This window comes from Microbacterium sp. HM-570 (genome assembly GCF_054165885.1).
The window spans coordinates 1,351,417-1,372,298 of the sequence record NZ_CM135111.1 but is presented as its reverse complement, the minus strand read 5'-3'; the positions used below and the strand labels follow the sequence as shown (position 1 = coordinate 1,372,298).

The window sequence follows — 20,882 nt, the reverse complement described above, 5'->3', positions numbered from 1 at the left end:
CCTCAATCGAAGCGCTTCGACGATTCTCCGTGGCCCACCCGGGCGCGGCCCACCGATCCCGACCAATGCGGGTCACCAAGAAAGGAGTGCCGACGATGGCACAGCACCACACCAGGAAGAAGAACACGCGGCTCGTCGCCGCCGTCGGCGCGATCGCCGTCGGCGCTCTCGCCCTCAGCTCCTGCTCCGGCGGATCGGGCGGAGGCGAGGACGACAACACCCTGACCCTCTGGCACTACGAGGGCGCCAACAGCGCGATGGGCATCGCGTGGGACGAGGCGATCAAGGTCTTCGAAGAGGAGACCGGCGCGACGGTCGAGTTCGAGGAGCGCAGCTTCGAGCAGATCCGCTCGACCGCGAGCCAGGTGCTCAACTCCGACGAAGCCCCTGATCTCATGGAGTTCAACAAGGGCAACGCCACGGCCGGTTTCCTCGCCAGTCAGGGTCTCATCAGCGACATCAGCGAGGCCGTCGAGGAGTACGGCTGGGACGACATGCTCGCTCCCTCCCTCCAGACCACGGCGCGCTATACCGAAGACGGCGTCATGGGTTCCGGCGACTGGTACGGCATCCCGAACTACGGCGAGTTCGTCACCGTGTACTACAACAAGGACGCCTTCGCCGCCGCGGGACTTTCGGTGCCGACCACGTACGACGAGTTCATCGAGGTGCTCGACGCGTTCCAGGCGCAGGGCATCACGCCGCTCGCCGAGGCGGGCCTCGAGTACCCCCTGGGTCAGCTGTGGTACCAGCTCGCGCTGAGCCAGGCCGACCGCCAGTGGGTCAACGACTACCAGCTGTACGAGAACCCCGTCGACTGGACCGGCGACGAGATCACGTACGCCACCGAGACTGTCAAGGAGTACGCCGACAAGGGATACTTCTCGCCCGACGTCACGGGAATCAAGGCCGAAGATGCGGGTGTGTCTTTCATCAACGGCACGGCGCCCATCTTCGTCTCCGGCAGCTGGTGGTATGGCCGCTTCGTCGATGAGATCTCGACCTTCGACTTCGGCGTGTTCCCCTTCCCCGACAGCCAACTGAGCCTCGGCTCGTCGGGCAACCTGTGGGTCGTGCCCGAGCGCGCGGCGAACAAGGAACTCGCGTACGAGTTCATCGACATCACCATGCGTCCCGAAATCCAGGCGCTCATCGGTAACAACGGCGGGCTTCCCGTCGCCGCCGATGTGGCCGACATCACCGACGAGAAGAGCCTCGAACTGATCGAAGCCTTCAACGCCGTGAACGAGAAGGACGGTCTGTCGTTCTACCCGGACTGGCCCACCCCGACGTTCTACGACACGCTCGTCGCCGAACTGCAGGAGCTCGTCAACGGCACGAAGACGGCGGCCGAAGTCCAGGAGGCCCTCGGCGCCGAGTACGACTCGTACGTCGACGACTTCCGTTGATGCACCGGTGGTGGCTCGCCCACGTGCGAGCCACCACCGCCCACGCTGCTCCGGCAGCATCCTTCTGCTCGCACCACTTTCCCGAGGAGCCCGGCGATGACCGCTGTCCCGTTCGTCCGCACACCGCGGACGAAGACGAAACTCCCGCCCGAGGAGCCGCTGATCCCGCAGCGGCGCGGCGGCACGGCCGGGTACTGGCTGTACCTCATTCCGGGCCTCGTGCTGGTGACGGTCATCATCATCGTCCCGCTCGTCTGGAACGTGTACCTGAGTTTCACCGACTGGCGGGGCATCCGTCCGCCGGAATTCATCGGGCTTGCGAACTGGATCGAGCTGGCGGGTGATGCGAAGTTCTGGACATCGTTCGGCAACAGCATCTGGATGATCATCGCGATGGTGATCTTCCCGACCATCATCGGCCTCGTGTTGGCGGCGCTGCTGTTCGACGTCATCGGCCGGAAGTTCGGCGGCCGCTTCGCGAGCTTCCTGCGCGCCACCTACTACCTGCCGCAGATCCTGCCCGCCGCGATCGCGGGCATCGTGATCGGCTGGATCCTTCGCCCGCAAGACGGAGCCCTCAACACGATCCTCGAAGACATCGGGCTCGGATTCCTCGCGCACAACTGGCTCGGTTCGCCCGACACGGCGCTCGCCAGCATCATGGTTGTGCTGGTCTGGATTCAGATCGGTTACCCGGTCGTCGTGTTCATGGCGGCGCTGCAGCGCGTGGATCCGGAACTCTACGAGGCGGCCGAGCTCGACGGGGCCAACTGGTTCCAGCGCTTTCGCGCCATCACCGTGACGATCATCCGTCCCGAGATCTACGTCGTCACCCTCACGTGCACGATTGCCGCGCTCAAGGTGTTCGGCCCGGTGTTCGTGCTCACGCGCGGCGGTCCCGGTGATTCCACCATCGTGCCGGCGTACTACGCCTACAGCGAGTTCTTCCAGTCGCAGCAGGTGGGGTACGGCTCGACCATCGCTACGGCGTTGACGATCGTCATCGCGATCGTCTCGATTCTCTTCATCCGCGCGCAGAACGCCGCGGAGCGCAAAGAAAGGGCGGGACTGTAATGGCCGCCACGATGGCAGTGACGACGACAGCGACCGCGGGACGGGGAAGCAAGAAGAGTCCGGCGAAGGCCCGCGGCGGGATGACCAAACGGCGGGGCATCGACTGGCTCCTGGTCGCGTTCGCCGTCGTCGCGGCGATCCTGATCATCGCGCCGTTCTACCTGATCCTGATCAACTCGTTCAAATCGCCCACCGACTACTCCAACGGCGGACCTCTCGCGTTGCCGACGGGCCTCTACTTCGACGGCATCATCGCCTTCTGGGAACGCGTGAACTTCCCCGAGAAGGTGTGGAACTCGTTCTTCATCTCGGGCACAGTCGCGGTGCTCGCCGTGCTCATCTCCGTCCTGAACGCCTTCGCCATCGGAATCGGGCGCGTGCGCGGACGTTCGTGGATCGTGCTGCTGTTCCTGCTCGCCAATCTGCTCCCGCAGGAGGCGCTCCTCTACCCGCTGTACTACATGTTCCGCGAGGTCGGTCTGTACAACAACGTGTGGAGCGTGATCATCGTCTTCACCGTGATCCAGGCGGCGTTCGGCACCTACCTGCTCTCGGCGGTCTACGGCACGTTCCCGAAGGAGGTGCTCGAGGCGGCATCCATCGACGGCGCCACCCGGTGGCAGATCCTCTGGCGTGTGATCTTCCCGATCAGTCGCCCGACCCTGTCGGTGCTGCTCATCTTCTTCTTCATCTGGACGTGGAACGAGTTCCTCATCCCGCTGACGTTCCTCGTCTCGAACGAGAACCAGACGGTGCCGGTTGCCATCAGCGTGCTGCAGGGCGATCGCCTGATGGATGTCACGACCACCAGCGCCTCGGCGCTGTTGGGCCTGATTCCGACTCTTCTCTTCTTCCTCATCTTCCAACGCACGCTCACACGCGGCATCACAGCAGGAGCAGTCAAGTAATGAAGTTCACCGATGGGTTCTGGCAGTTGCGACCCGGGGTCACGGCCCTCTACGCGCAAGAGGCCTACGACATCTGGCAGGTCACCGACACCGCGGATGGCCCCGGTTTGCAGATCACGGCGCCTACGGCGGTCATCGCCAAGCGCGGCGACGTGCTCAACCGGGCCGTTCTCACGGTGACGCTCTCATCGCCCCTCGAGGGCGTCGTGCGTGTGCGCATCGCGCACCACGAGGGCGGCCGGCGCGAGCCGGGCTTCGAGCTGCCGGGTGCCGTCGCGGGCGGTGTGGGCAGAGCATCGGTCACCGAATCCGGCGGCTCGTTGACCTCGGGCCCGCTCACCGCGCGGATCACGCGGGGTGCGCCCTGGTCGCTCTCGTTCGAAGAGGGTGGTCGCCGCCTCACCAGCAGCGGGCACAAGGCGCAGGGCTACATGCAGCTCGCCCCGGATGCGCAAGTCGATTCGGGGATCGCCGGAAACGCCCGTGCCGCGCAGGCACGACCTGCGGCGAGCACGTTCGTGCACGAGCAGCTCGACCTGGGCGTGGGTGAACTGATCTACGGGCTCGGCGAGCGGTTCGGTCCCCTGGTCAAGAACGGCCAGAGCGTTGAGATCTGGAACGCCGACGGTGGCACGTCGAGCGAGCAGGCGTACAAGAGCGTGCCGTTCTTCCTCTCGAGTCGCGGCTATGGGGTGCTGGTCAATGACTCGGGGCATGTGTCGTTCGAGATCGGGTCCGAGGCGGTCGAGCGCACGCAGTTCTCGGTTTCGGGCGAGACGCTCGAGTACTTCGTGATCGCGGGGCCGACGCTCAAGGAAGTGCTCGAGCGGTACACCGGCCTCACCGGCCGCCCGCCGGTCGTGCCGGCGTGGTCGTACGGTCTCTGGCTCTCGACGAGCTTCACGACCGACTACGACGAAGAAACCGTGACCTCGTTCATCGACGAGATGGCGCGGCGCGAGCTGCCGATCTCGGTCTTCCACTTCGACTGCTTCTGGATGCGCGAGTTCAACTGGTGCGACTTCGAGTGGGACCCCCGGGTGTTCCCGGATCCCGACGGGATGCTCGACCGGTTGCACGAGCGTGACCTGCGGGTGTGCGTCTGGATCAACCCGTACATCGCGCAGCGATCGCCGCTGTTCGCCGAAGCCGAGGCCGCGGGCTACCTCGTTCGCCGCGCCGACGGATCGGTCTGGCAGTGGGACCTCTGGCAGGCGGGGATGGGCCTGGTCGACTTCACCAACCCCGACGCGACGGCCTGGTTCCAGGGCAAGTTGCGCGCATTGGTCGATCAGGGTGTCGACTGTTTCAAGACCGACTTCGGCGAGCGGATCCCGGTCGACGTGGTCTGGCACGACGGCGCCGACCCCGCGCGCATGCACAACCTCTACACGCACCTCTACAACAAAGCCGTTCACGACGTTCTGGTCGACGCCCGCGGCGCCGGCAATGCCGTGCTGTTCGCGCGCTCGGCGACGGCCGGTGGGCAGACGATGCCCGTGCACTGGGGAGGGGATTCGACCTCGACGTTTCCGTCGATGGCCGAGACGCTGCGCGGTGGTCTGTCGCTGTCCCTCAGCGGGTTCGCGCACTGGAGTCACGACATCGGCGGCTTCGAGGGAACTCCGGACGCCTCGGTGTTCAAGCGCTGGACAGCCTTCGGCCTGCTCGGCAGCCACAGCCGCTTCCACGGCTCGCAGTCCTACCGGGTGCCGTGGATGTTCGACGACGAGGCCGTCGAGGTCACGCGCGTCTTCACCCGCCTGAAGATGCGTCTCATGCCGTACCTGTTCCAGGTCGGGATCGATGCGACGCGCACGGGTGCGCCCATCATGCGTCCTATGGTGCTGGAGTTTCCGGATGATCCGGGTGCCGCGTACCTCGACCGCCAGTACATGCTGGGCCGCGACATCCTGGTCGCCCCGGTATTCACCGAGTCGGGTGAGGTCGACTTCTATCTGCCCCCGGGCACGTGGACGCATCTGCTGACCGGTGAGAAGGTCGAGGGGGGCGGCTGGCGACGCGAGCAGCACGGTTTCCTGAGCCTGCCGATCTACGTTCGCCCCGGTGCCGTGCTGCCCTGGGGTGCCCGCGAAGATCGGCCCGACTACGACTATCTGGAGGGTTTGACGTTGCGTGTCTTCCCGGGTGGGAGCGGTACCATCGACATCTCGGTCACAACGCCAGACGGGCGCATGGAGACGTTCTCCGCGGACCGCGCGGAGGTGACCGAATGAGCAAACAGGGCAACGCCGATTTCCGCGATTCGGGGCTTGTCTTCCCCGACGGATTCACGTTCGGGTCGGCAACGGCGTCGTATCAGGTGGAGGGCGCGTTCGACGAGGATGGCCGCGGCCCCTCGATCTGGGACACCTTCAGCAAGACCCCCGGCGCGGTCTGGAATGGCGACACGGGCGACGTCGCCTGCGATCATTACCACCGGGTGGAGTCCGACCTCGATCTGATGCAGGACCTGGGTCTCGGGGCGTACCGGTTCTCGATCGCCTGGCCTCGCATCCAGCCCACCGGCACGGGTGCGCCGAACCAGGCGGGCATCGATTTCTATTCGCGCCTGGTGGACGGGTTGCTCGAGCGAGGCATCCGTCCCGTCGCGACGCTGTACCACTGGGATCTGCCGCAGCCGCTCGAGGATGCGGGCGGGTGGCCCGTGCGCGCGACCGCCGACGCCTTCGAGCGCTACGCGGAGATCATGGGCGCAGTCCTCGGCGACCGCGTGCACACCTGGACAACGCTCAACGAGCCGTGGTGCTCGGCCTACCTCGGGTACGGCCAGGGGGGTCATGCACCGGGTCGCCACGAACCTGCCGCGGCACTCGCCGCGGTGCACCACCTGAACCTGGCCCACGGGCGTGCCGTGCAGGCTCTCCGCGCGACGTCGACGGGCGATCCGGAGTACTCGGTCACGCTCAACTTCCACGTACTTCGTGGCGTGGAGAACAGCCGCGGGGAGGACGCCGCCGACGCGATGCGACGTATCGATGCCTTGGCCAATCGTGCATTCACAGGTCCCATGCTCCGCGGGGAATATCCCGCCGATCTGCTCGAGGACACGGCATCCGTCACGGACTGGGCTTATGTGCAGGATGGCGATCTCGCCCAGATCCACCAGCCGATCGATGTACTCGGGGTGAACTACTACTCCACCGCCACCGTGCGCCTCTGGGACGGCGAGTCACCCCAGCAGCAGAACGATGGTCACAAGGGCGCGGAGGGCGGCACGGCCTGGCCGGGCAGCAACGGCATCGTCGAGTTCGTCGAGCAGCCGGGGCCCTACACGGCCATGGGCTGGAACATCGCGCCCGAAGGTCTGGAAGAGCTGCTCCTGTCGCTGCGCCAGCAGTTCCCCGACCAGGCGCTCATGGTCACCGAGAACGGGGCTGCCTTCGATGACGTCGTCGCCGAGGACGGCTCGGTGCCGGACCCCGAGCGCTTGGACTATCTGCGCCGTCATTTCACCGCCGCACACAGGGCGATGCAGGCGGGGGTCGATCTGCGGGGGTACTTCGTGTGGTCGCTGATGGACAACTTCGAGTGGGGCTATGGCTACGCCAAGCGGTTCGGGATCGTCCGCGTGGACTTCGACTCCCTCGAGCGCACCGTCAAGGACAGCGGCCTCTGGTACCGCGAGCTCGCGCGCGCGGGCGTTCTTCCTGAGTAACCGGATCCCGGTATTCAGCGTGCGCCCAGCCTCGACCGCTCGGGGCGGGCGTACGCTGTGCCGGTGACTTCGCTGATTTTCACCCACGAACCGGATGCCTCGCGGTACACGTTGCACAACGGGTCGAACCTCGTGAGCGCCCTCGACTACCGCGATGACGGACGCACCATTGCGCTGACCCGCGCATACACGGTCCCCACCTTCCGTGGCCACGGCTACGCCGGCGAGATCGTGAACCGAGCCGTGACAGAACTCGAGCAGGCCGGGGACCGCAAGGTCCTCCCGGTGTGCTGGTACGTGGCGGAGTGGTTCGAGGCGCACCCCGATCGCGCCGGGATCCTCGCCGAGCGCACCCGCGCGTAACGGTTCGAGCGCGCCGTGCGCACGAAGACAGGCATTCGCACCAATACAGGCTGATTCCGCGCAAATCTGCCTGTATTCGTGTGATCGCCTGCACCGGTGCGCGCCGATCCACAGCACGCTCGGCCCACCCCTATGCTGGCCGGGTGGATACGGAGCAGGCCTTCATCACCGTCGCCGTCGTGTTCGAGGCCGCCGGCGCTCTCGCGATGATCATCGGCGCGGCCATCGCGATCGTGCTCGGCATCCGTGCGCTCGCCCGCGGAGACGGTGGTAGCGCGGCTTTCACGACGCTCCGCACGACCTTCGGCGGCGCGATCCTGCTCGGGCTCGAGGTTCTCGTCGCCGCGGACTTGCTGCGCACGATCACGTCGAAGCCGTCGCTCGAGGATGCCGTGATCCTCGGCATCATCGTGCTGATCCGAACCATCCTGTCGATCTCGATTCAGATCGAGATCGAGGGTGTCCTACCGTGGCGGCGCGCGCTGCTCACGAGTGGTGCCAGTGTCGTCGCGAACGAGGTGACGCGGGATCGGCGGGCCAGCGCCGACCGGACCTAGTCGCGCCCCTGAGGTGCGTCAAGCCCCTTGGTTCGAGCTCGGATCCGGGTGATGGTTGACTCGCCCACCCGACCCGAGCACGAGGAGATCCGATGAACTCGTCACGCGACGAACTACCCGAAGGTGTCATCGACGCCGATCCGACCGGAGGGTGGCAGAGCGGCGACACCGCGAATCGAACCTCGGATGAACCGGTCTCTCCCGATGCGCCGATCGAGGGTTCCGAGCCGGGCCAGACCGCCGACCCGGACCTGAGTGATGACGTGACCGACGAATCCGTTGAGAACGACGGCCGCACTGATGGCGATGACAGGAGCGACTCATGACCTCGGGAGAATCCGCGCACGATAACACCCCCACGGAGAAGGCCACGGCGGAGCGGGATTCCGCCCACGACTCGCCGATCGTCCGAACCGGGGATGTCGTGCAGACCGAGCCCGCGATGGACATGAACGATACGTCCACCTCCGAGAAGATCGACGGCATCGTCGTCCAGACGCATGCCGATCATGCCGCCGATGGGCAGGACCGCATCATCGAGATCCTGAAGCAGCGCCTCGATCAGGTGGGCATCGACATGTCGGACGACGAGATCGCCCAGCTCGCGAAGGACTGACTCTCGACGAACCGCGCACGGGGATCCGGGCCGATGTCGGCGCTCCCGCATAGCGTGGGAGCATGCGCATCCTGCACACCTCCGACTGGCATATCGGGCGCTCGTTCCACGGGCACTCGACGATCGCCGCGCTCGCGGTGGTGCTGGACGAACTCGTGTTGCAGGTCGCCGAGCGCGAGGTCGATCTCGTCGTGTTGGCCGGTGATGTCTTCGATTCCGCGACGCCCGCCGCGGGCTGCTATCCGCTGCTGACCGACACCCTCGCCGCGATCCGTGCTGCGGGGGCAGAGGTCGTTGTCACGAGCGGCAACCACGACAGCGCCGCCCGGCTCGGCTTCCAGGCGCCATTCGCCGCGGCAGCAGGCATCCACATCCTCACTCGTCCCGATCGCGTCGGCGTCCCGGTGACGCTCCACGACGAGCACGGCCCGGTGCATGTCTATGGCATCCCGTTTCTCGAGCCCTCGCTCGTGCGACATGTCTGGCCGGACGTGACGCTGCGGACACAGGAGCAGACGATGGGCCAGGCGATGCGGCTCGTGAATGACGATCGGGCCGAGCGTGGCGGGCGCTCGATCGCGATCGCGCACTGCTTCGCCGCAAGCGTCGAGGCGACGCCGGGCGTCGAGCGTGAGATTCGGCAGGGCACGCTCGATGTCGTTCCGCTGTCGACCTTCGACGGCCCCGACTACGTCGCGCTCGGCCACATCCACGGACGCAACGAGATCTCCGCGCGGGTGCGGTACGCGGGTGCTCCGCTGCACTACTCGTTCGGTGAGCAGCACAAGCCACGCGGTTCGTGGCTGATCGACCTGGATGCGGCGGGCCTGGCGGCGGTCGAATGGGTGCCCCTCGCGGTGCCACGACGCCTCGTCACGATCACCGGAACGCTCGACGAGCTGCTGACCGATGCCCGCTTCGATGCCGAGGCAGACGCCTGGGTGTGCGCGCAGTACACCGACACGACGCCGCAGCGCGACCCGATGCGGAAGCTGCTCGCGCGTTTTCCGCACTGCGCGACCGTGCAGCACATCCCGGCGTCCGTGCCAGAGGCAACCGAGCGCTCGTACTCGGCGCGGGTGCGCGAAGCGCGGGACGACAGCGAGTTGATCTCGGCCTTCCTGGCGCACGTGAGGCAGGGTCAGGCCGCGGATGAGGCCGAGGCCGAGATCCTGGCTGACGTGATCGTGGAGGGCACCGACCAGCGGATTGTCGCCGAGCGTCAGAGCGATGAAGGTACGAAAGTTGCCCACGAACGTTCGAGGAACGGCGTGCTCGCGTGAGGATGCATCGGCTCGAGATCGAGGGTTTCGGGCCGTTCCGGCGCCCCCAGACCGTCGACTTCGACGCCTTCGCCGAGGACGGCATCTTCGTCATCTCGGGCCGGACGGGTGCGGGCAAGTCCAGCATCCTCGACGCGATCTGTTTTGCGTTGTACGGGTCGGTCCCGCGCTACGACACGGGTGAGAAGCGTCTGCGCAGCGACCACAGCGGTCCGGACGATCCGACACTCGTCGCGCTGGAATTCAGCGCCGGTGGCGAGCGCTGGCGGGTGGAGCGGTCACCGGAGTACGACCGTGCAAAGCGCAACGGATCGGGAACGACGACGGCCCCACCGCAGGCGCGATTGTTCGTCGAGACGAAGGGCGGCTGGGAGGGCCGCGCGGCACGTCCTCGCGATGTCGGCGAGGCGCTCCACGAGATCCTTCCGCTCACGCAGGAGCAGTTCCTTCAGGTGGTCCTCCTGGCCCAGAACCGCTTCGCGCGGTTTCTGCTCGCCACGCACGGCGAGCGGCAGGCTCTGCTGCGCACTCTCTTCGGTACGCGCCGCTTCGAGGAGTACGAGCACGCGCTCGAGCAGCGCCGCAAGGAGTCCGAAGCGCGCGTCGCCGGCGATGGTGACACCCTGGCGCACCGCCTCGATGACGCGGAGCGGCTGATCGCGGATCACGACCTCGGGGGAGAGGATGCCGGGGGTGGGGCGCCCACGAACGCCACGCCGCAAAGGGATAACCCCTCATGGCGGATCGACGCGGTGCGGCAGGCGGCGGAGCGTGCGGCGTATCGCGCTGAGACCGCAGCCCTCGCACAAGACGCCGCTCGCGTCGCGCGGGATGCCGCGGAGGTCGCCCTCGCGGAGGTACTCGCCCGTCGCGACCTGCAGGTGCGCCGCGACCGTGCGCGTCACAGCGTTGCGGCTCTCGAGGCGGATGCGGCTCGAATCCAGACCGTCCGTGACGAGCGCGACACCGCGACTCGCGCCGACCTGGCACGTGAGGGAATTCGAGCACTCGAGCTGGCACGCGCCGACACCGAGCGGGCGAACGATGCTCGCCGAATCGCGCTCACGCAGTGGCGGGCACTGGCTGCCCCGGGCGATGCCGACGGCACGTGGCCGAGCACCACCGGACTCGCCACGCGGATCGATGAGGTCAAGCACGCCGTCGGCGGATGGCGGCTCCTGCTCGCGCGCGAAGAGAGCATCGCCGAGCGCCGTGCCGAGCTCGCGCAGAGCCGAGCCGATCTCGCAGCCCTGCGGGTAGCCGTGGATGCCAGCCGTGCCGAGCGTGACGCCGTCGTGGCGCGTCGCGATCACCTCGACGCGCGACTCATCGAACTCGCGCCCAGCGTCGGGGGGCGGGCTGCCGCCGAATCCCGCCTCGCCGAGCTCGATGCCCGTTCGGCCGCCGCCGCGGAGGCCGAACGCCTCGCGGACGAAGCTGCAAGGGCCGAACGGGCGGCCCTGACGGCGGATCGAGCGCTTGCCGACGCATCCGTCGCCCTGGCAGATCTTCGCGAGCGCCGCCTGCGTGGACACGCGGGCGAACTCGCCGCACAACTCGTGCCGGGTGAGCCGTGTGCCGTGTGCGGGGGCCTGGACCACCCCGCGCCCGCTCCGCGCGGGGACGATCCCGTCAGCGCCGACGACATCGAGTCGGCCGAGGCGCGGGTCGTCGTCGCCGTGTCTCTGCAGCGTGAAGCGTCCGAAGCGCTGGCGGCCGTCCGGCAAGCGGCCGCGGGAGCGCGGGGGCGCGCGGGAGATCGATCGGCCGAACAGCTTGCCGACGAGCGCGCCGAGGCCGCGCGGGCGCTCGCGATCACCACGCAGGCCGAGCTCGAGGTGGCCCAGCTGCGCACGGAACGCGACGATTGCGTGACGTCCCTCGATGCGCTCGACGCAGCGCTTGCGGAAGCGGCGCCGCGCATCGAGACCCTCGATCGGTCTCTCGTCGTCCTCGGAGCGAGCATCGCATCGGACGACGAAGCGCTGGCCGAAGCACGTGGCGGGTTCCCGTCCGTCGCCGAGCGAATCGCGGACGCGGAGAGTATCGCCGAAGTGGCAGAGCGACTTCGCGATGCGATCACGACGGCCGAGCGCTGCACGAGCGCCGAGTCGGCCGCGCGGGCGCGGCTGGAAGACGATCTCGTCGCCGCCGGGTTCGAGTCCGCGGATGCCGCCGTCTCAGCACTCCGTGACAGCGCGGCGCGAGTCAGCCTCGACGAGACCATCCGTGAACACGAGACGGCGCTCTCAGCGGCCAAGTCGGTGCTGCTCGACCTCGAGTTGCAGCTGTTGCCCGAGGAACCGATTGACACCCGCAGCGCCGAAGCCGCGCGCCAGGACACTCGGGAGGCCTGGACCGGCGCGGTACAGAAGACCCTCGCGGCCGACCAGACCCGCGACCGCCTCTGGGAACTCGTCACGCAGGCCGAGGCGGCTCAGTCGGGAATCGCCGCGGCCCTCGCCGAACACGAAACGATTGAACGCCTCGCCCACACGGTGGCGGGCAAGGCGCCCAACACGCACCGGATGAAGCTCGAGACCTTCGTGCTGGCGGCCGAACTCGAAGAGATCGTGCAGGCGGCGAACCTGCGTCTTCATGACATGTCGGATGGCCGCTACCGCCTCCTGCACTCGGACTCGCTCGCCGCGCGCGGCGCCGCCTCCGGCCTCGGCCTCGACGTGCTGGACGCCTATACGGGGCGCCCGCGCCCCCCGCACTCGCTCTCCGGCGGAGAGACCTTCCTCGCCTCCCTCGCGCTGGCGCTCGGCCTCGCGGAGGTCGTCACGGGGCGCGCCGGGGGAATCGAACTCGACACGCTGTTCATCGACGAAGGCTTCGGCTCACTCGATGCCGAAACTCTCGACACGGCCATGCGTACCCTCGACGAACTGCGCCAGGGCGGCCGGACCGTCGGGGTCATCAGCCACGTCGAGGCGATGAAGGACCAGATCCCCGCGCAGCTGGTCGTCGCCGTCGCGGAAGACGGCTCGAGCGAGGTCGCGGCCCACGCCATCCTGCCCGTCTGATTCAGGCGGGCGACCACTGATTCAGGCGGGCGACCACGTCGAAACGCGGTCCAGCTCCTCGAGCTCAGCCGCGGACAGCTCCAGGGTGCCGGCGGCGAGCAGATCGGCCACCTGGTCCACGCGTGACGCGCTCGCGATCGGCGCCGCAACCGTCGGCTGGGCGCGCAACCACGCCAGCGCGGTCGTGGCGATCGATGCGCCGTGCGCGGCACCGATCGACTCGAGCGCATCCACGATTGCCAGGCCCTCCGGCGTGGCGTACTTCGCGGCACCCTTCGCCCGCGGCGAGGTGCCCGCGGCATCCGGGACATCCGCCGAGCGATACTTGCCCGTCAAGAACCCGGCCGCCAGGGCGTAGTAGGGCACGAGTCCCAGGTCGAACTCTTCGGCGACGGGGACGATGGTCTCTTCCACGGTGTTGCGGTGCACGAGGTTGTAGTGCGGCTGCACCGCAAAGGGCAGCGCGCTTCCCGCCGCGGTCGCGTAGCCGACCCACTCGCGGATGCGGTCGGCGGAGTAGTTCGACACGGCGGTGTGACGCACGAGCCCGTCTGTCACGAGGTCACCGAACGCGGCTACGGTCTCTTCGAGGGGCACCGTTTCGTCGTCGTAGTGTGCGTAATACAGGTCGATCGTGTCCACACCGAGGCGCTTCAGGGATGCCTCCGCGGCCGCGCGGATGTTCTTCGGCGCGAGGCCGCGGAAGTCCGGGTGCTGGCTGACCTTCGTGGCGATGATGACGTTCTCGGGGCGCCTGGAAGCGAGCCACTCACCGATGATGCGCTCGCTGTCGCCACCAGAATTGCCCGGAACCCAGGCGCTGTACGAATCGGCGGTGTCGATGAAGTTGCCGCCTCCACCGTGGAACGCGTCGAGGATGCGGAAGGACTCGTCGCGATCCGCTGTCCACCCGAAGACGTTGGCGCCGAGGCAGAGGGGAAAGACATCGAGATCGCTGCGACCGATACGGGTCATGCTGCTCCTTGCTCAGAGAGGTATGCCGCCCCATGGGCACCGATGATCAGCCTAGGCTGGAGGAATGAAGACCGGCACCTTGTGGACAGTCATCGGCGTCATCGTCGCCATCATCATCGCGTGGGTACTCGTGAACGTTCTGTTCTCGGTGCTCGCGTTCGTCTTCAAGCTGCTGGCGGTCGCGGTCGTGGCACTCATCGTGTTCGTCATCCTGCGGATGGTGTTCGCACGATCGTCGGACGACTGACGCCCTACAGCCCGTAGTCGGCGCGGAAGCTCTCCCAGAGAGCCGCGCTGCACGTCGCGACGACCTCGTCCCACAGTTGCGTCGCGCCGTCCTGTGCACGGTCCGAGACGGCCTTGATGATGCGCAGCGGCACACCGAACTCGCCGGCGACATACGCGTAGGCATAGGCCTCCATGTCGACCAGCACAGCGTCGAGGTCGCGGATCCGGACGACGGCATCCGCATCGTCGACGAAGATGTCGCCCGTGGCGATCGCGTGGCCGTCGTTCGGTAGGTCGATGCGGGCGGGCAGCGAGACGTGTTGCCCGACGATGCCATCCAGGTCGCTGACATCGTGCTGCAGCACGGTACCGACCTCATGCACGGCCGCCTCGAGTTCGGGGTCGAGGGCACCGGCAGTGCCGACCACCACGATCTCCGTATACTCGCGAGCCGACAGGGCGCGCGTGAGGGCGACGGCCGCCTTCAACTTGCCCGGTCCGGTGACGAGGCGGTCGAAACCGTCGATCTGAGCGGGAAAGGCCACGAGTTCGGCGTCCAGCGCCGCGACGAGAAGTCTCACGGTCACCCATTCTGTCCCGTTACGGCCGCGAAACACGCATCGGGCAAGCTGAGCGGGTGCCGTCGCCCGACCGGCACCCCGAGGAGTCACGTGCTGAGCTACGCCGACTATCTGCAGCTGTTGCCGAAGACCGAGCTGCACTGTCACTTCACGTCCACCATGACCGCCGAGCTGTTCGTCGCACTCGCCAGCAAGCACGGCGTCGAGTTGCCCACGAGCGATCCGGCCCGTTTGTTCGCGTATGCAGACCTGCGTGAGTTCTTGGTGGGTTTCGAACTCGCCCACGACGTGCTGCGCGACCCCGAAGACATCGAGGCGGTCGCGCTCGAGGGTGTTCGGGTCGGCACCCTGGCGGGGCTCCGGTATCGCGAGTACTACGTCAATCCGCAGTACTTCATTGCGCGAGGAATGTCCTACGCCGATGTGCTGGACCCCCTCATATCGGGGCTTTCGGCCGCGGAGGCGCAGTACGGGGTTGGATTCCGTATCGTCGTCGCGGTCAATCGTGCGGAGAGCGGTACCGAAGCCATCCGTCTTGTCGAACTCATGGCCGAGAACCCGCGACCGAGTGTCGTCGGACTCGGGATGGATGATCTGACGCCCGAGGGGCTCGAAGCGCCCGAACGGTTCGCCGAGGCGTTTGCGCTTGCCCGGAGCGCAGGCCTCCGCCTCACCGCTCACGTCGGCGAGACCGATCGGTCCGAGGCGCACTCGGTGCGTTTCGCGATGCACGACCTCGGCGTCGACCGCATCGACCACGGCTACCGTGTGCTCGATGATCCCGACCTCGTCGCGGAGGCGCGCGATCGTCGCCTGCCGTTCTGCGCGACCCCCGTGTCGACGACGATCTGCTCCGACTGGCGGCTCACGCCCGATCACCGCATCGCCCGCATGATCGAGGCCGGGCTCGCCGTCAACATCTCTACGGACGACGCCATGTTCTTCCGCACCGACATCGGTCGCGAGTTTCGCGAAGCCCTGCCGGCTCTCGGTGTCGACGCGGCGACCGCGCGTTGGATCGCGTTCAACGGGATCGATGCCGCGTTCTGCGACGATGATCAGAAGGCGCGTTTGCGCGCACGGTTCACGGCCGAGTTCACGGCCCTCGACGCTCTCTTTCAGCTCGACGCTCTGCCCCAGGAGGATTGACGCATGGACATGGCCTATTTCTCGACCGGATACTCGGTGAACCTGCCGGATTGGATCGCCGAAGAACTGCACGGGGTGCCTGACATCATTCCCGACCGCGAAGACCGGATGGCTCTCGTGCACCGCCTCGCCGACCGTAACTGGCGCGAGGGGAACGGCGGACCGTTCGCTGCACTCGTGGCCGAGTCCGACACCGGGCGCATCGTGTCGGTCGGGGTCAACGTCGTCCTCGGCAGTGGGATCTCGTCGGCCCACGCCGAGGTCACCGCGCTCGGCACGGCGCAAGCCCGGGTCGGATCGTGGGATCTCGGGGCCGAAGGGCTCTCGCCCCACGAGCTCGTCGTCAACTGGCGCCCCTGCGTGCAGTGCTACGGGGCCACGATGTGGTCCGGCGTGCGCACGCTCATCGTCGCGGGCTCGGGTCCCGAGCTCGAAGAGATCAGCACCTTCGACGAGGGGCCGATGGTCGCCGACTGGGCCGAGCAGTTCGAGGCGCGCGGCATCGAGGTCGTGCAGGACGTGCTGCGCGACGAGGCGCTCGCGGTGTTCCGCGCCTATCGTGCTGCGATCGACAGCGGCGGCGTCGTGGTCTACAACGCCCGCTCGGGGGAGTAGGACCGGGCTGCCGGGCTTTACGTGATCGGTCAGCGGGGGACATCCGCCGGCAACACGAACCGACTTAGGCTGAGTCATGGCGCACTCAGACACCTCCCCCTTCGCGGGAGCCTCCGGCACGGTCGTCGCAATCGTCGGCACCGAATCGGCCGGGGCGCTCGCAACTCTCGAGGGCATCCCGGGGGTAGAAACCTTGACGCTGCGAGACGCGGATCCGGCGACGGCCGTTCGCCGCATTTCGGCCTGCAGCACCCCATGGATCGTGCACGATGCCGATCCCCTCGAACACGTCGCGGCCGCGTGGGTCGAGCTCTACGAAGAACGCGCGACCCTCGGCACGCTCGAGGTCGAGATCGAGACCGCTCTCGCTCACTTCGAGGAGGGCACCGCGCTGATGCCCGACTACTACATCGTCCTCGACCCGGATGCGGCGGACGGCACCTGGCGGCACTGGTGGTGCGGGGCACTGGGTTTTCGTGCTCCCCGGCGGGTGTTGCCCGCGGCATCCCCATCCGCTCCCGGTGACACGGCGATGCGGCGGATGCTCACGGCGCTTCCGACCTCACGCCCGTGGCCGTCGCCCGTCTCATGGTTGCCCGGCCTCGCGTTCGAGATCCCGGATCGCGTCGGTCTGCGCGACCTCGCTCCGGACGCGGACGCGGCGGCCTGATTCGTCTCAGTCCGAGGTGAGGTCGGGAAGGGCCTGTCGCAGCTCGTCGAGCCACACCTGCGCGTTGCCGTCCGAGGGGGCACGCCAGTCGCCCCGCGGCGAGAGCGACCCCGCGGCGGAGACCTTCGGACCGTTCGGCAACGCCGAGCGCTTGAACTGGGCGAACCCGAAGTAGCGCTTCAGGAACACCTCGAGCCACCGCACGATCGTCGGCAGGTCGTAGGCGACCCGGGCGTCGTCGGGGAATCCCGGCGGCCAGCCCGAGGCATCCGCGTCCGCCCAGGCCGCGTGAGCGAGGAAGGCGATCTTGGAGGGGCGGAATCCGTACCGCAGCATGTGGAACAGCGTGAAGTCGTGCAGGGCGTACGGGCCGACGAGCGACTCGGTCGACTGTGTGACACCGGAAGCGTCTGCGGGCACGAGCTCGGGGCTGATCTCGGTGTCGAGCACCGACTGCAGCACGGCGGCTTCTGCCGCATCCACACCCTCGCCCGCGGCTATGACCCACCGGATGATGTGCTGGATGAGCGTCTTGGGCACGCCGGTGTTAACGGCGTAGTGGCTCATCTGGTCTCCGACGCCGTACGTCGCCCATCCGAGCGCCAGCTCGGAGAGATCGGACGTGCCGATGACGATGCCGCCGTTCTGGTTGGCGAGTCGGAAGAGGTAGTCGGTGCGCAGGCCCGCCTGGACGTTCTCGAACGTCACGTCGTAGACCGGTTCGCCGCCGCTGAAGGGGTGCCCGATCTTCTCGAGCATTTCGTTGGCTGCGTCGCGGATGTCGATGGTCTCGATCGATGCGCCGACGGCCTCCGCGAGGGCGATCGCGTTCGATTTCGTGTGGTCGCTCGTCGCGAAACCCGGCATTGTGTACGCGAGGATGTCGGAGCGCGGCCGTCCCATCCGATCCATCGCGCGCGCGACGACGAGCAACGCGTGGGTCGAGTCGATCCCGCCGCTGACACCGATGACGGGCTTCGGCCCGCCGATCGCACTCAGACGCTGCACGAGACCCGTGACCTGGATGTTGAACGCCTCGTAGCAGTCCTGGGCGAGGCGCGCCGGGTCGTCGGGCACGAACGGGAAGCGGTCGAGGGGGCGCCGAAGCCCCGTCTCGCGTGCGGGAACGCCGAGCGTAAAGGGCACGGTCACGAACGAGCCGGTGCGTGCGGCGTGGGTTCGGCGGTTGTCGTCGAACGTGCCCTGGCGGGCGCGATCCTGGCGGATTCGGTCGAGGTCGACATCCGCGACCGATCGGCGCGGACCATCGGGAAAGCGCTCCGTCTCGGCGAGGAGGCCGCCGAGCTCGTAGATCATCGTCTGGCCGTCCCAGGACAGGTCGTTGGTCGACTCGCCCTGGCCCGCGGCGGCGTAGACGTAGGCCGACAGGCAGCGGAACGACTGGGCACGGCAGAGGATCGCGCGCTCGTCGGCGCGGCCGATCGTGATGGGGCTGCCCGACAGGTTCAGAAGCACCGTCGCACCCGCGAGGGCGGCCTCGGACGAGGGCGGAATCGGAACCCACACGTCCTCACACACCTCGGCGTGCAGCACGAGGCCGGGCACGTCCTCCGCCGCGAACAGCAGGTGCGGGCCGAAGGGTGCCTCCACTCCGCCGACCGAGATCCAGCGTGCCTCATCCCCACCGAGTTCGTCGCCCGCGGCGTACCACCGGCGCTCGTAGAACTCGCGATAGGTGGGCAGATAGGACTTGGGTACGACGCCGAGCAGTTCCCCGTCGTGGATCACCATGGCGCAGTTGTACACACGGTTGCGATGCCGCAGCGGCGCGCCGACGACGAGCACGCTCATCAGATCGCGGGATGCGTCGACCAGGTGCGAGATCGCGGCCTCGGTCGCATCCAGCAGGGCGTCTTGCAGAACCAGATCGTCGATCGCGTAGCCGGTCAGGCAGAGTTCGGGAAAGACGGCGACCGCGACGGCATCGTCGTGGCACTCGCGGGCCGTCTTGAGGATGGCCTCGGCGTTCGTGGCGGGATCAGCAATGCGCACCGGGATCGTGCAGGCCGCCACGCGCGCAAAGCCGTGGCGGTAGGCGTTGCGGAACGGAAGGCCGTCGGTCATCACCCCAGTCTGGCACCAAGTGGACGCGGGGTGCCGGTTGCTCAGGGCCGGGTTCAGGAGTGCGGGTGGTGGGCGAACCAACCGCCGGTGACGTGAACCGACGGCGAGAAGGACTCGCCACCCCCGGCGTCCGGCCCACCCTCGCCCTCCGCCTCGGCCCCCAGCATCCGCCGTGTGAGATGCGATCGCCCACTCATCAGGTCGGCGAGCGCGGCCTCGAGGTGCTCATCGCCGACCTCTTCGCTCCGGCTTGCAGCGATCAGAACGCTCCGGCGCATGAGCTCCTTCGCGAACGAACCCGTGACGCCCTCGGTCTGCGCGGCCGCCGCCGTCAACGCTGCTTCGCTGTAGGGCAGGCCGTGCGCGTAGCGGCGGAAGAGGCGATCCCGTTCGGGGAGCGCCGGCAGCGGAATCTCGACCGCCAGGTCGACGCGGCCGGGACGCTCGGCGAGCGCACGCTCGAGCACCTCGATGCGGTTGGTCGTCATGAGAAATGCCACGTCCGCGTCGCCGTCGAGCCCATCCAGGGCCTCGAGGACTTCGAACAGCAGCGGCTGTGGCGAGGAATGCCGTTCCATCGCGACGAGGTCGATGTCTTCGAGGACGACGATCGACGGGGTGAACGCCCGCGCGATCTCGGCCGCGGCACCGATGAAGCGGATGCTCGAACCGGTCAGCAGCACGATCGTGGTGTCGACCGATCGGGTCAGCAGGTGACGGATCGTGAGGGTCTTACCGGTGCCCGGCGGGCCGTACATGAGCACCCCGCGCTTGAGGTGCTGACCCGCGGCGAGCAGCAGGTCGCGGTGCTCGCCGATGCCGATGACGTGCTGCACGATCTCGTCGAGCACCCCCTCGGCGAGGATGACGTCGTCGCTATCGACCCGGGGCCGGGAGAGGAAGGTCGCTCCCGCATCGCCGCGCCCGAACTCCGTCGGCGTGAACGAGAGCACCTGGCCGCGCAGAACACTGTGCTCGATCATGAGGCCGCGGAGCCGGGCGAGGAACGACGAGACCGCGTCGGGGTCGGCACCCATGACCTCGAGGGTCGCGGCAGGGCGTCCGTACTGCGGTGACGCCGCCCGTTGCGCGAGGGCGATCGGTTGCCCCGCGTGCGAGATGAGTCGCACCCCCATGGCGACGACGCGGCGGCTCGATGATGGTCCTGTCGCGCGCTCGGCGAAGTCCACCGGCCCGACGTCGAATCGCACGTGCGGATTGTTGACCAGCTCGGCCAGGCCGTTGTGTAGACGCTGTTCGCCGCCGCTCACCCCGATCAGCCTGCCCCCCGTCTCGGCCGAGATCAGATCGAGTGCGATATCCGCATCGACGAGTCGATGATCGGCGATCACTTCGAGCACAACGGGGACCTGCGCGGCATCCGAACCCAGATGCTCGCTGATCAGATCGCCGAGCGGCGTCCGGGCCCCGCGCGCCTCGTCCTGTTGCGCGGCATTCACGTGTTCGAGGTATCGCGCTACCTGACGCATCAGGGCGCGGTCGTCTTCGTTCAGCATGCATCCTCCCGAGGGGAGCCTATGCCGGAGCGCCCACATAGGCTTATGCGAATGAGCACGGCACCGCCCGAAGAGCCCCCGCGCACGCAGGAGATCAAACTCACCGACCGCCATCGCTGGCGCCTATTGGGTCTGTGTCGGTGT

The 20,882-nt window shown here is 67.7% G+C and carries 19 protein-coding genes; 15 read left to right on the top strand and 4 right to left on the bottom strand.

What is annotated here, in order from left to right; all coding sequences use genetic code 11:
* Window positions 1-95: 95 nt before the first annotated feature.
* From ACT9TC_RS06470 to ACT9TC_RS06420, 11 genes are all read left to right on the top strand, one after another.
* A complete protein-coding gene (locus ACT9TC_RS06470; protein WP_458042565.1) occupies window positions 96-1,409 on the top strand; it encodes an ABC transporter substrate-binding protein in 1,314 nt (437 codons plus the stop codon).
* A gap of 96 nt (window positions 1,410-1,505) precedes the next feature.
* Window positions 1,506-2,483: a carbohydrate ABC transporter permease gene (locus ACT9TC_RS06465; protein WP_458042564.1), complete on the top strand. Its 978-nt coding sequence runs from the start codon at window positions 1,506-1,508 to the stop codon at window positions 2,481-2,483.
* Window positions 2,483-3,391, top strand: coding sequence for a carbohydrate ABC transporter permease (locus ACT9TC_RS06460; RefSeq protein ID WP_458042563.1), 909 nt, complete (start codon window positions 2,483-2,485; stop codon window positions 3,389-3,391). The genes ACT9TC_RS06465 and ACT9TC_RS06460 overlap by 1 nt, the downstream gene beginning before the upstream one ends.
* A complete protein-coding gene (gene yicI, locus ACT9TC_RS06455) occupies window positions 3,391-5,628 on the top strand; it encodes an alpha-xylosidase (protein WP_458042562.1) in 2,238 nt (745 codons plus the stop codon). The genes ACT9TC_RS06460 and yicI overlap by 1 nt, the downstream gene beginning before the upstream one ends.
* Window positions 5,625-7,070, top strand: coding sequence for a GH1 family beta-glucosidase (locus tag ACT9TC_RS06450; RefSeq protein WP_458042561.1), 1,446 nt, complete (start codon window positions 5,625-5,627; stop codon window positions 7,068-7,070). The genes yicI and ACT9TC_RS06450 overlap by 4 nt, the downstream gene beginning before the upstream one ends.
* Window positions 7,071-7,133: 63 nt before the next feature.
* Window positions 7,134-7,433 carry a GNAT family N-acetyltransferase gene (locus ACT9TC_RS06445; protein WP_458042560.1) on the top strand — a complete coding sequence of 100 codons (300 nt, stop codon included), beginning with the start codon at window positions 7,134-7,136 and terminating at the stop codon, window positions 7,431-7,433.
* 143 nt (window positions 7,434-7,576) lie between these two features.
* Window positions 7,577-7,990, top strand: coding sequence for a DUF1622 domain-containing protein (locus ACT9TC_RS06440; protein WP_458042559.1), 414 nt, complete (start codon window positions 7,577-7,579; stop codon window positions 7,988-7,990).
* Between the two features lie 92 nt (window positions 7,991-8,082).
* Window positions 8,083-8,316, top strand: coding sequence for a hypothetical protein (locus tag ACT9TC_RS06435; protein ID WP_458042558.1), 234 nt, complete (start codon window positions 8,083-8,085; stop codon window positions 8,314-8,316).
* Window positions 8,313-8,606 (top strand): hypothetical protein, encoded by a 294-nt coding sequence (locus tag ACT9TC_RS06430; RefSeq protein ID WP_458042557.1) that lies wholly within the window; start codon window positions 8,313-8,315, stop codon window positions 8,604-8,606. The genes ACT9TC_RS06435 and ACT9TC_RS06430 overlap by 4 nt, the downstream gene beginning before the upstream one ends.
* Before the next feature lie 62 nt (window positions 8,607-8,668).
* The gene (locus ACT9TC_RS06425) at window positions 8,669-9,889 is read left to right on the top strand and encodes an exonuclease SbcCD subunit D (protein ID WP_458042556.1); all 1,221 of its coding nucleotides are present in this window, start codon (window positions 8,669-8,671) and stop codon (window positions 9,887-9,889) included.
* 2 nt (window positions 9,890-9,891) lie between these two features.
* The gene (locus tag ACT9TC_RS06420) at window positions 9,892-12,918 is read left to right on the top strand and encodes an AAA family ATPase (RefSeq protein ID WP_458042884.1); all 3,027 of its coding nucleotides are present in this window, start codon (window positions 9,892-9,894) and stop codon (window positions 12,916-12,918) included.
* A 21-nt stretch (window positions 12,919-12,939) separates the two neighbouring features.
* On the opposite strand, the gene ACT9TC_RS06415 is transcribed toward ACT9TC_RS06420, so the two are convergent.
* Window positions 12,940-13,893, bottom strand: coding sequence for an aldo/keto reductase (locus ACT9TC_RS06415; RefSeq protein WP_458042555.1), 954 nt, complete (start codon window positions 13,891-13,893; stop codon window positions 12,940-12,942).
* A 64-nt stretch (window positions 13,894-13,957) separates the two neighbouring features.
* Between ACT9TC_RS06415 and ACT9TC_RS06410 the strand changes: the two genes are divergently transcribed.
* A complete protein-coding gene (locus ACT9TC_RS06410) occupies window positions 13,958-14,140 on the top strand; it encodes a hypothetical protein (protein WP_036299335.1) in 183 nt (60 codons plus the stop codon).
* 4 nt (window positions 14,141-14,144) lie between these two features.
* On the opposite strand, the gene ACT9TC_RS06405 is transcribed toward ACT9TC_RS06410, so the two are convergent.
* The gene (locus ACT9TC_RS06405) at window positions 14,145-14,702 is read right to left on the bottom strand and encodes a nucleosidase (RefSeq protein WP_458042554.1); all 558 of its coding nucleotides are present in this window, start codon (window positions 14,700-14,702) and stop codon (window positions 14,145-14,147) included.
* 90 nt (window positions 14,703-14,792) lie between these two features.
* On the opposite strand from ACT9TC_RS06405, the gene add reads away from it, so the two are divergent.
* The 3 genes from add (at window position 14,793) to ACT9TC_RS06390 (ending at window position 17,136) form a co-directional block, all read left to right on the top strand.
* Window positions 14,793-15,851 (top strand): adenosine deaminase, encoded by a 1,059-nt coding sequence (add, locus tag ACT9TC_RS06400; RefSeq protein WP_458042553.1) that lies wholly within the window; start codon window positions 14,793-14,795, stop codon window positions 15,849-15,851.
* Window positions 15,852-15,854: 3 nt separating this feature from the next.
* Window positions 15,855-16,466, top strand: a complete 612-nt coding sequence (locus ACT9TC_RS06395) for a nucleoside deaminase (protein ID WP_458042552.1) — start codon at window positions 15,855-15,857, stop codon at window positions 16,464-16,466.
* Window positions 16,467-16,542: 76 nt separating this feature from the next.
* Complete coding sequence (locus tag ACT9TC_RS06390; protein ID WP_458042551.1) at window positions 16,543-17,136, top strand: hypothetical protein; 594 nt, start codon at window positions 16,543-16,545, stop codon at window positions 17,134-17,136.
* 6 nt (window positions 17,137-17,142) lie between these two features.
* On the opposite strand, the gene ACT9TC_RS06385 is transcribed toward ACT9TC_RS06390, so the two are convergent.
* Window positions 17,143-19,221: an NAD(+) synthase gene (locus tag ACT9TC_RS06385; RefSeq protein WP_458042550.1), complete on the bottom strand. Its 2,079-nt coding sequence runs from the start codon at window positions 19,219-19,221 to the stop codon at window positions 17,143-17,145.
* Window positions 19,222-19,274: 53 nt separating this feature from the next.
* The gene (locus tag ACT9TC_RS06380) at window positions 19,275-20,738 is read right to left on the bottom strand and encodes an AAA family ATPase (RefSeq protein ID WP_458042549.1); all 1,464 of its coding nucleotides are present in this window, start codon (window positions 20,736-20,738) and stop codon (window positions 19,275-19,277) included.
* Window positions 20,739-20,882 lie beyond the last annotated feature (144 nt).

Bases quoted from the DNA above. Each gene is read 5' to 3' on its own strand.
- ACT9TC_RS06470 (WP_458042565.1), top strand. From the start codon at position 96: ATGGCACAGCACCACACCAGGAAGAAGAACACGCGGCTCGTCGCCGCC.
- yicI (WP_458042562.1), top strand. From the start codon at position 3,391: ATGAAGTTCACCGATGGGTTCTGGCAGTTGCGACCCGGGGTCACGGCC.
- ACT9TC_RS06410 (WP_036299335.1), top strand. From the start codon at position 13,958: ATGAAGACCGGCACCTTGTGGACAGTCATCGGCGTCATCGTCGCCATC.
- ACT9TC_RS06415 (WP_458042555.1), bottom strand. From the start codon at position 13,893: ATGACCCGTATCGGTCGCAGCGATCTCGATGTCTTTCCCCTCTGCCTC.
- ACT9TC_RS06395 (WP_458042552.1), top strand. From the start codon at position 15,855: ATGGACATGGCCTATTTCTCGACCGGATACTCGGTGAACCTGCCGGAT.
- ACT9TC_RS06465 (WP_458042564.1), top strand. From the start codon at position 1,506: ATGACCGCTGTCCCGTTCGTCCGCACACCGCGGACGAAGACGAAACTC.
- ACT9TC_RS06385 (WP_458042550.1), bottom strand. From the start codon at position 19,221: ATGACCGACGGCCTTCCGTTCCGCAACGCCTACCGCCACGGCTTTGCG.
- ACT9TC_RS06390 (WP_458042551.1), top strand. From the start codon at position 16,543: ATGGCGCACTCAGACACCTCCCCCTTCGCGGGAGCCTCCGGCACGGTC.
- ACT9TC_RS06380 (WP_458042549.1), bottom strand. From the start codon at position 20,738: ATGCTGAACGAAGACGACCGCGCCCTGATGCGTCAGGTAGCGCGATAC.
- ACT9TC_RS06420 (WP_458042884.1), top strand. From the start codon at position 9,892: ATGCATCGGCTCGAGATCGAGGGTTTCGGGCCGTTCCGGCGCCCCCAG.
- ACT9TC_RS06425 (WP_458042556.1), top strand. From the start codon at position 8,669: ATGCGCATCCTGCACACCTCCGACTGGCATATCGGGCGCTCGTTCCAC.
- ACT9TC_RS06435 (WP_458042558.1), top strand. From the start codon at position 8,083: ATGAACTCGTCACGCGACGAACTACCCGAAGGTGTCATCGACGCCGAT.
- ACT9TC_RS06460 (WP_458042563.1), top strand. From the start codon at position 2,483: ATGGCCGCCACGATGGCAGTGACGACGACAGCGACCGCGGGACGGGGA.
- ACT9TC_RS06450 (WP_458042561.1), top strand. From the start codon at position 5,625: ATGAGCAAACAGGGCAACGCCGATTTCCGCGATTCGGGGCTTGTCTTC.
- ACT9TC_RS06430 (WP_458042557.1), top strand. From the start codon at position 8,313: ATGACCTCGGGAGAATCCGCGCACGATAACACCCCCACGGAGAAGGCC.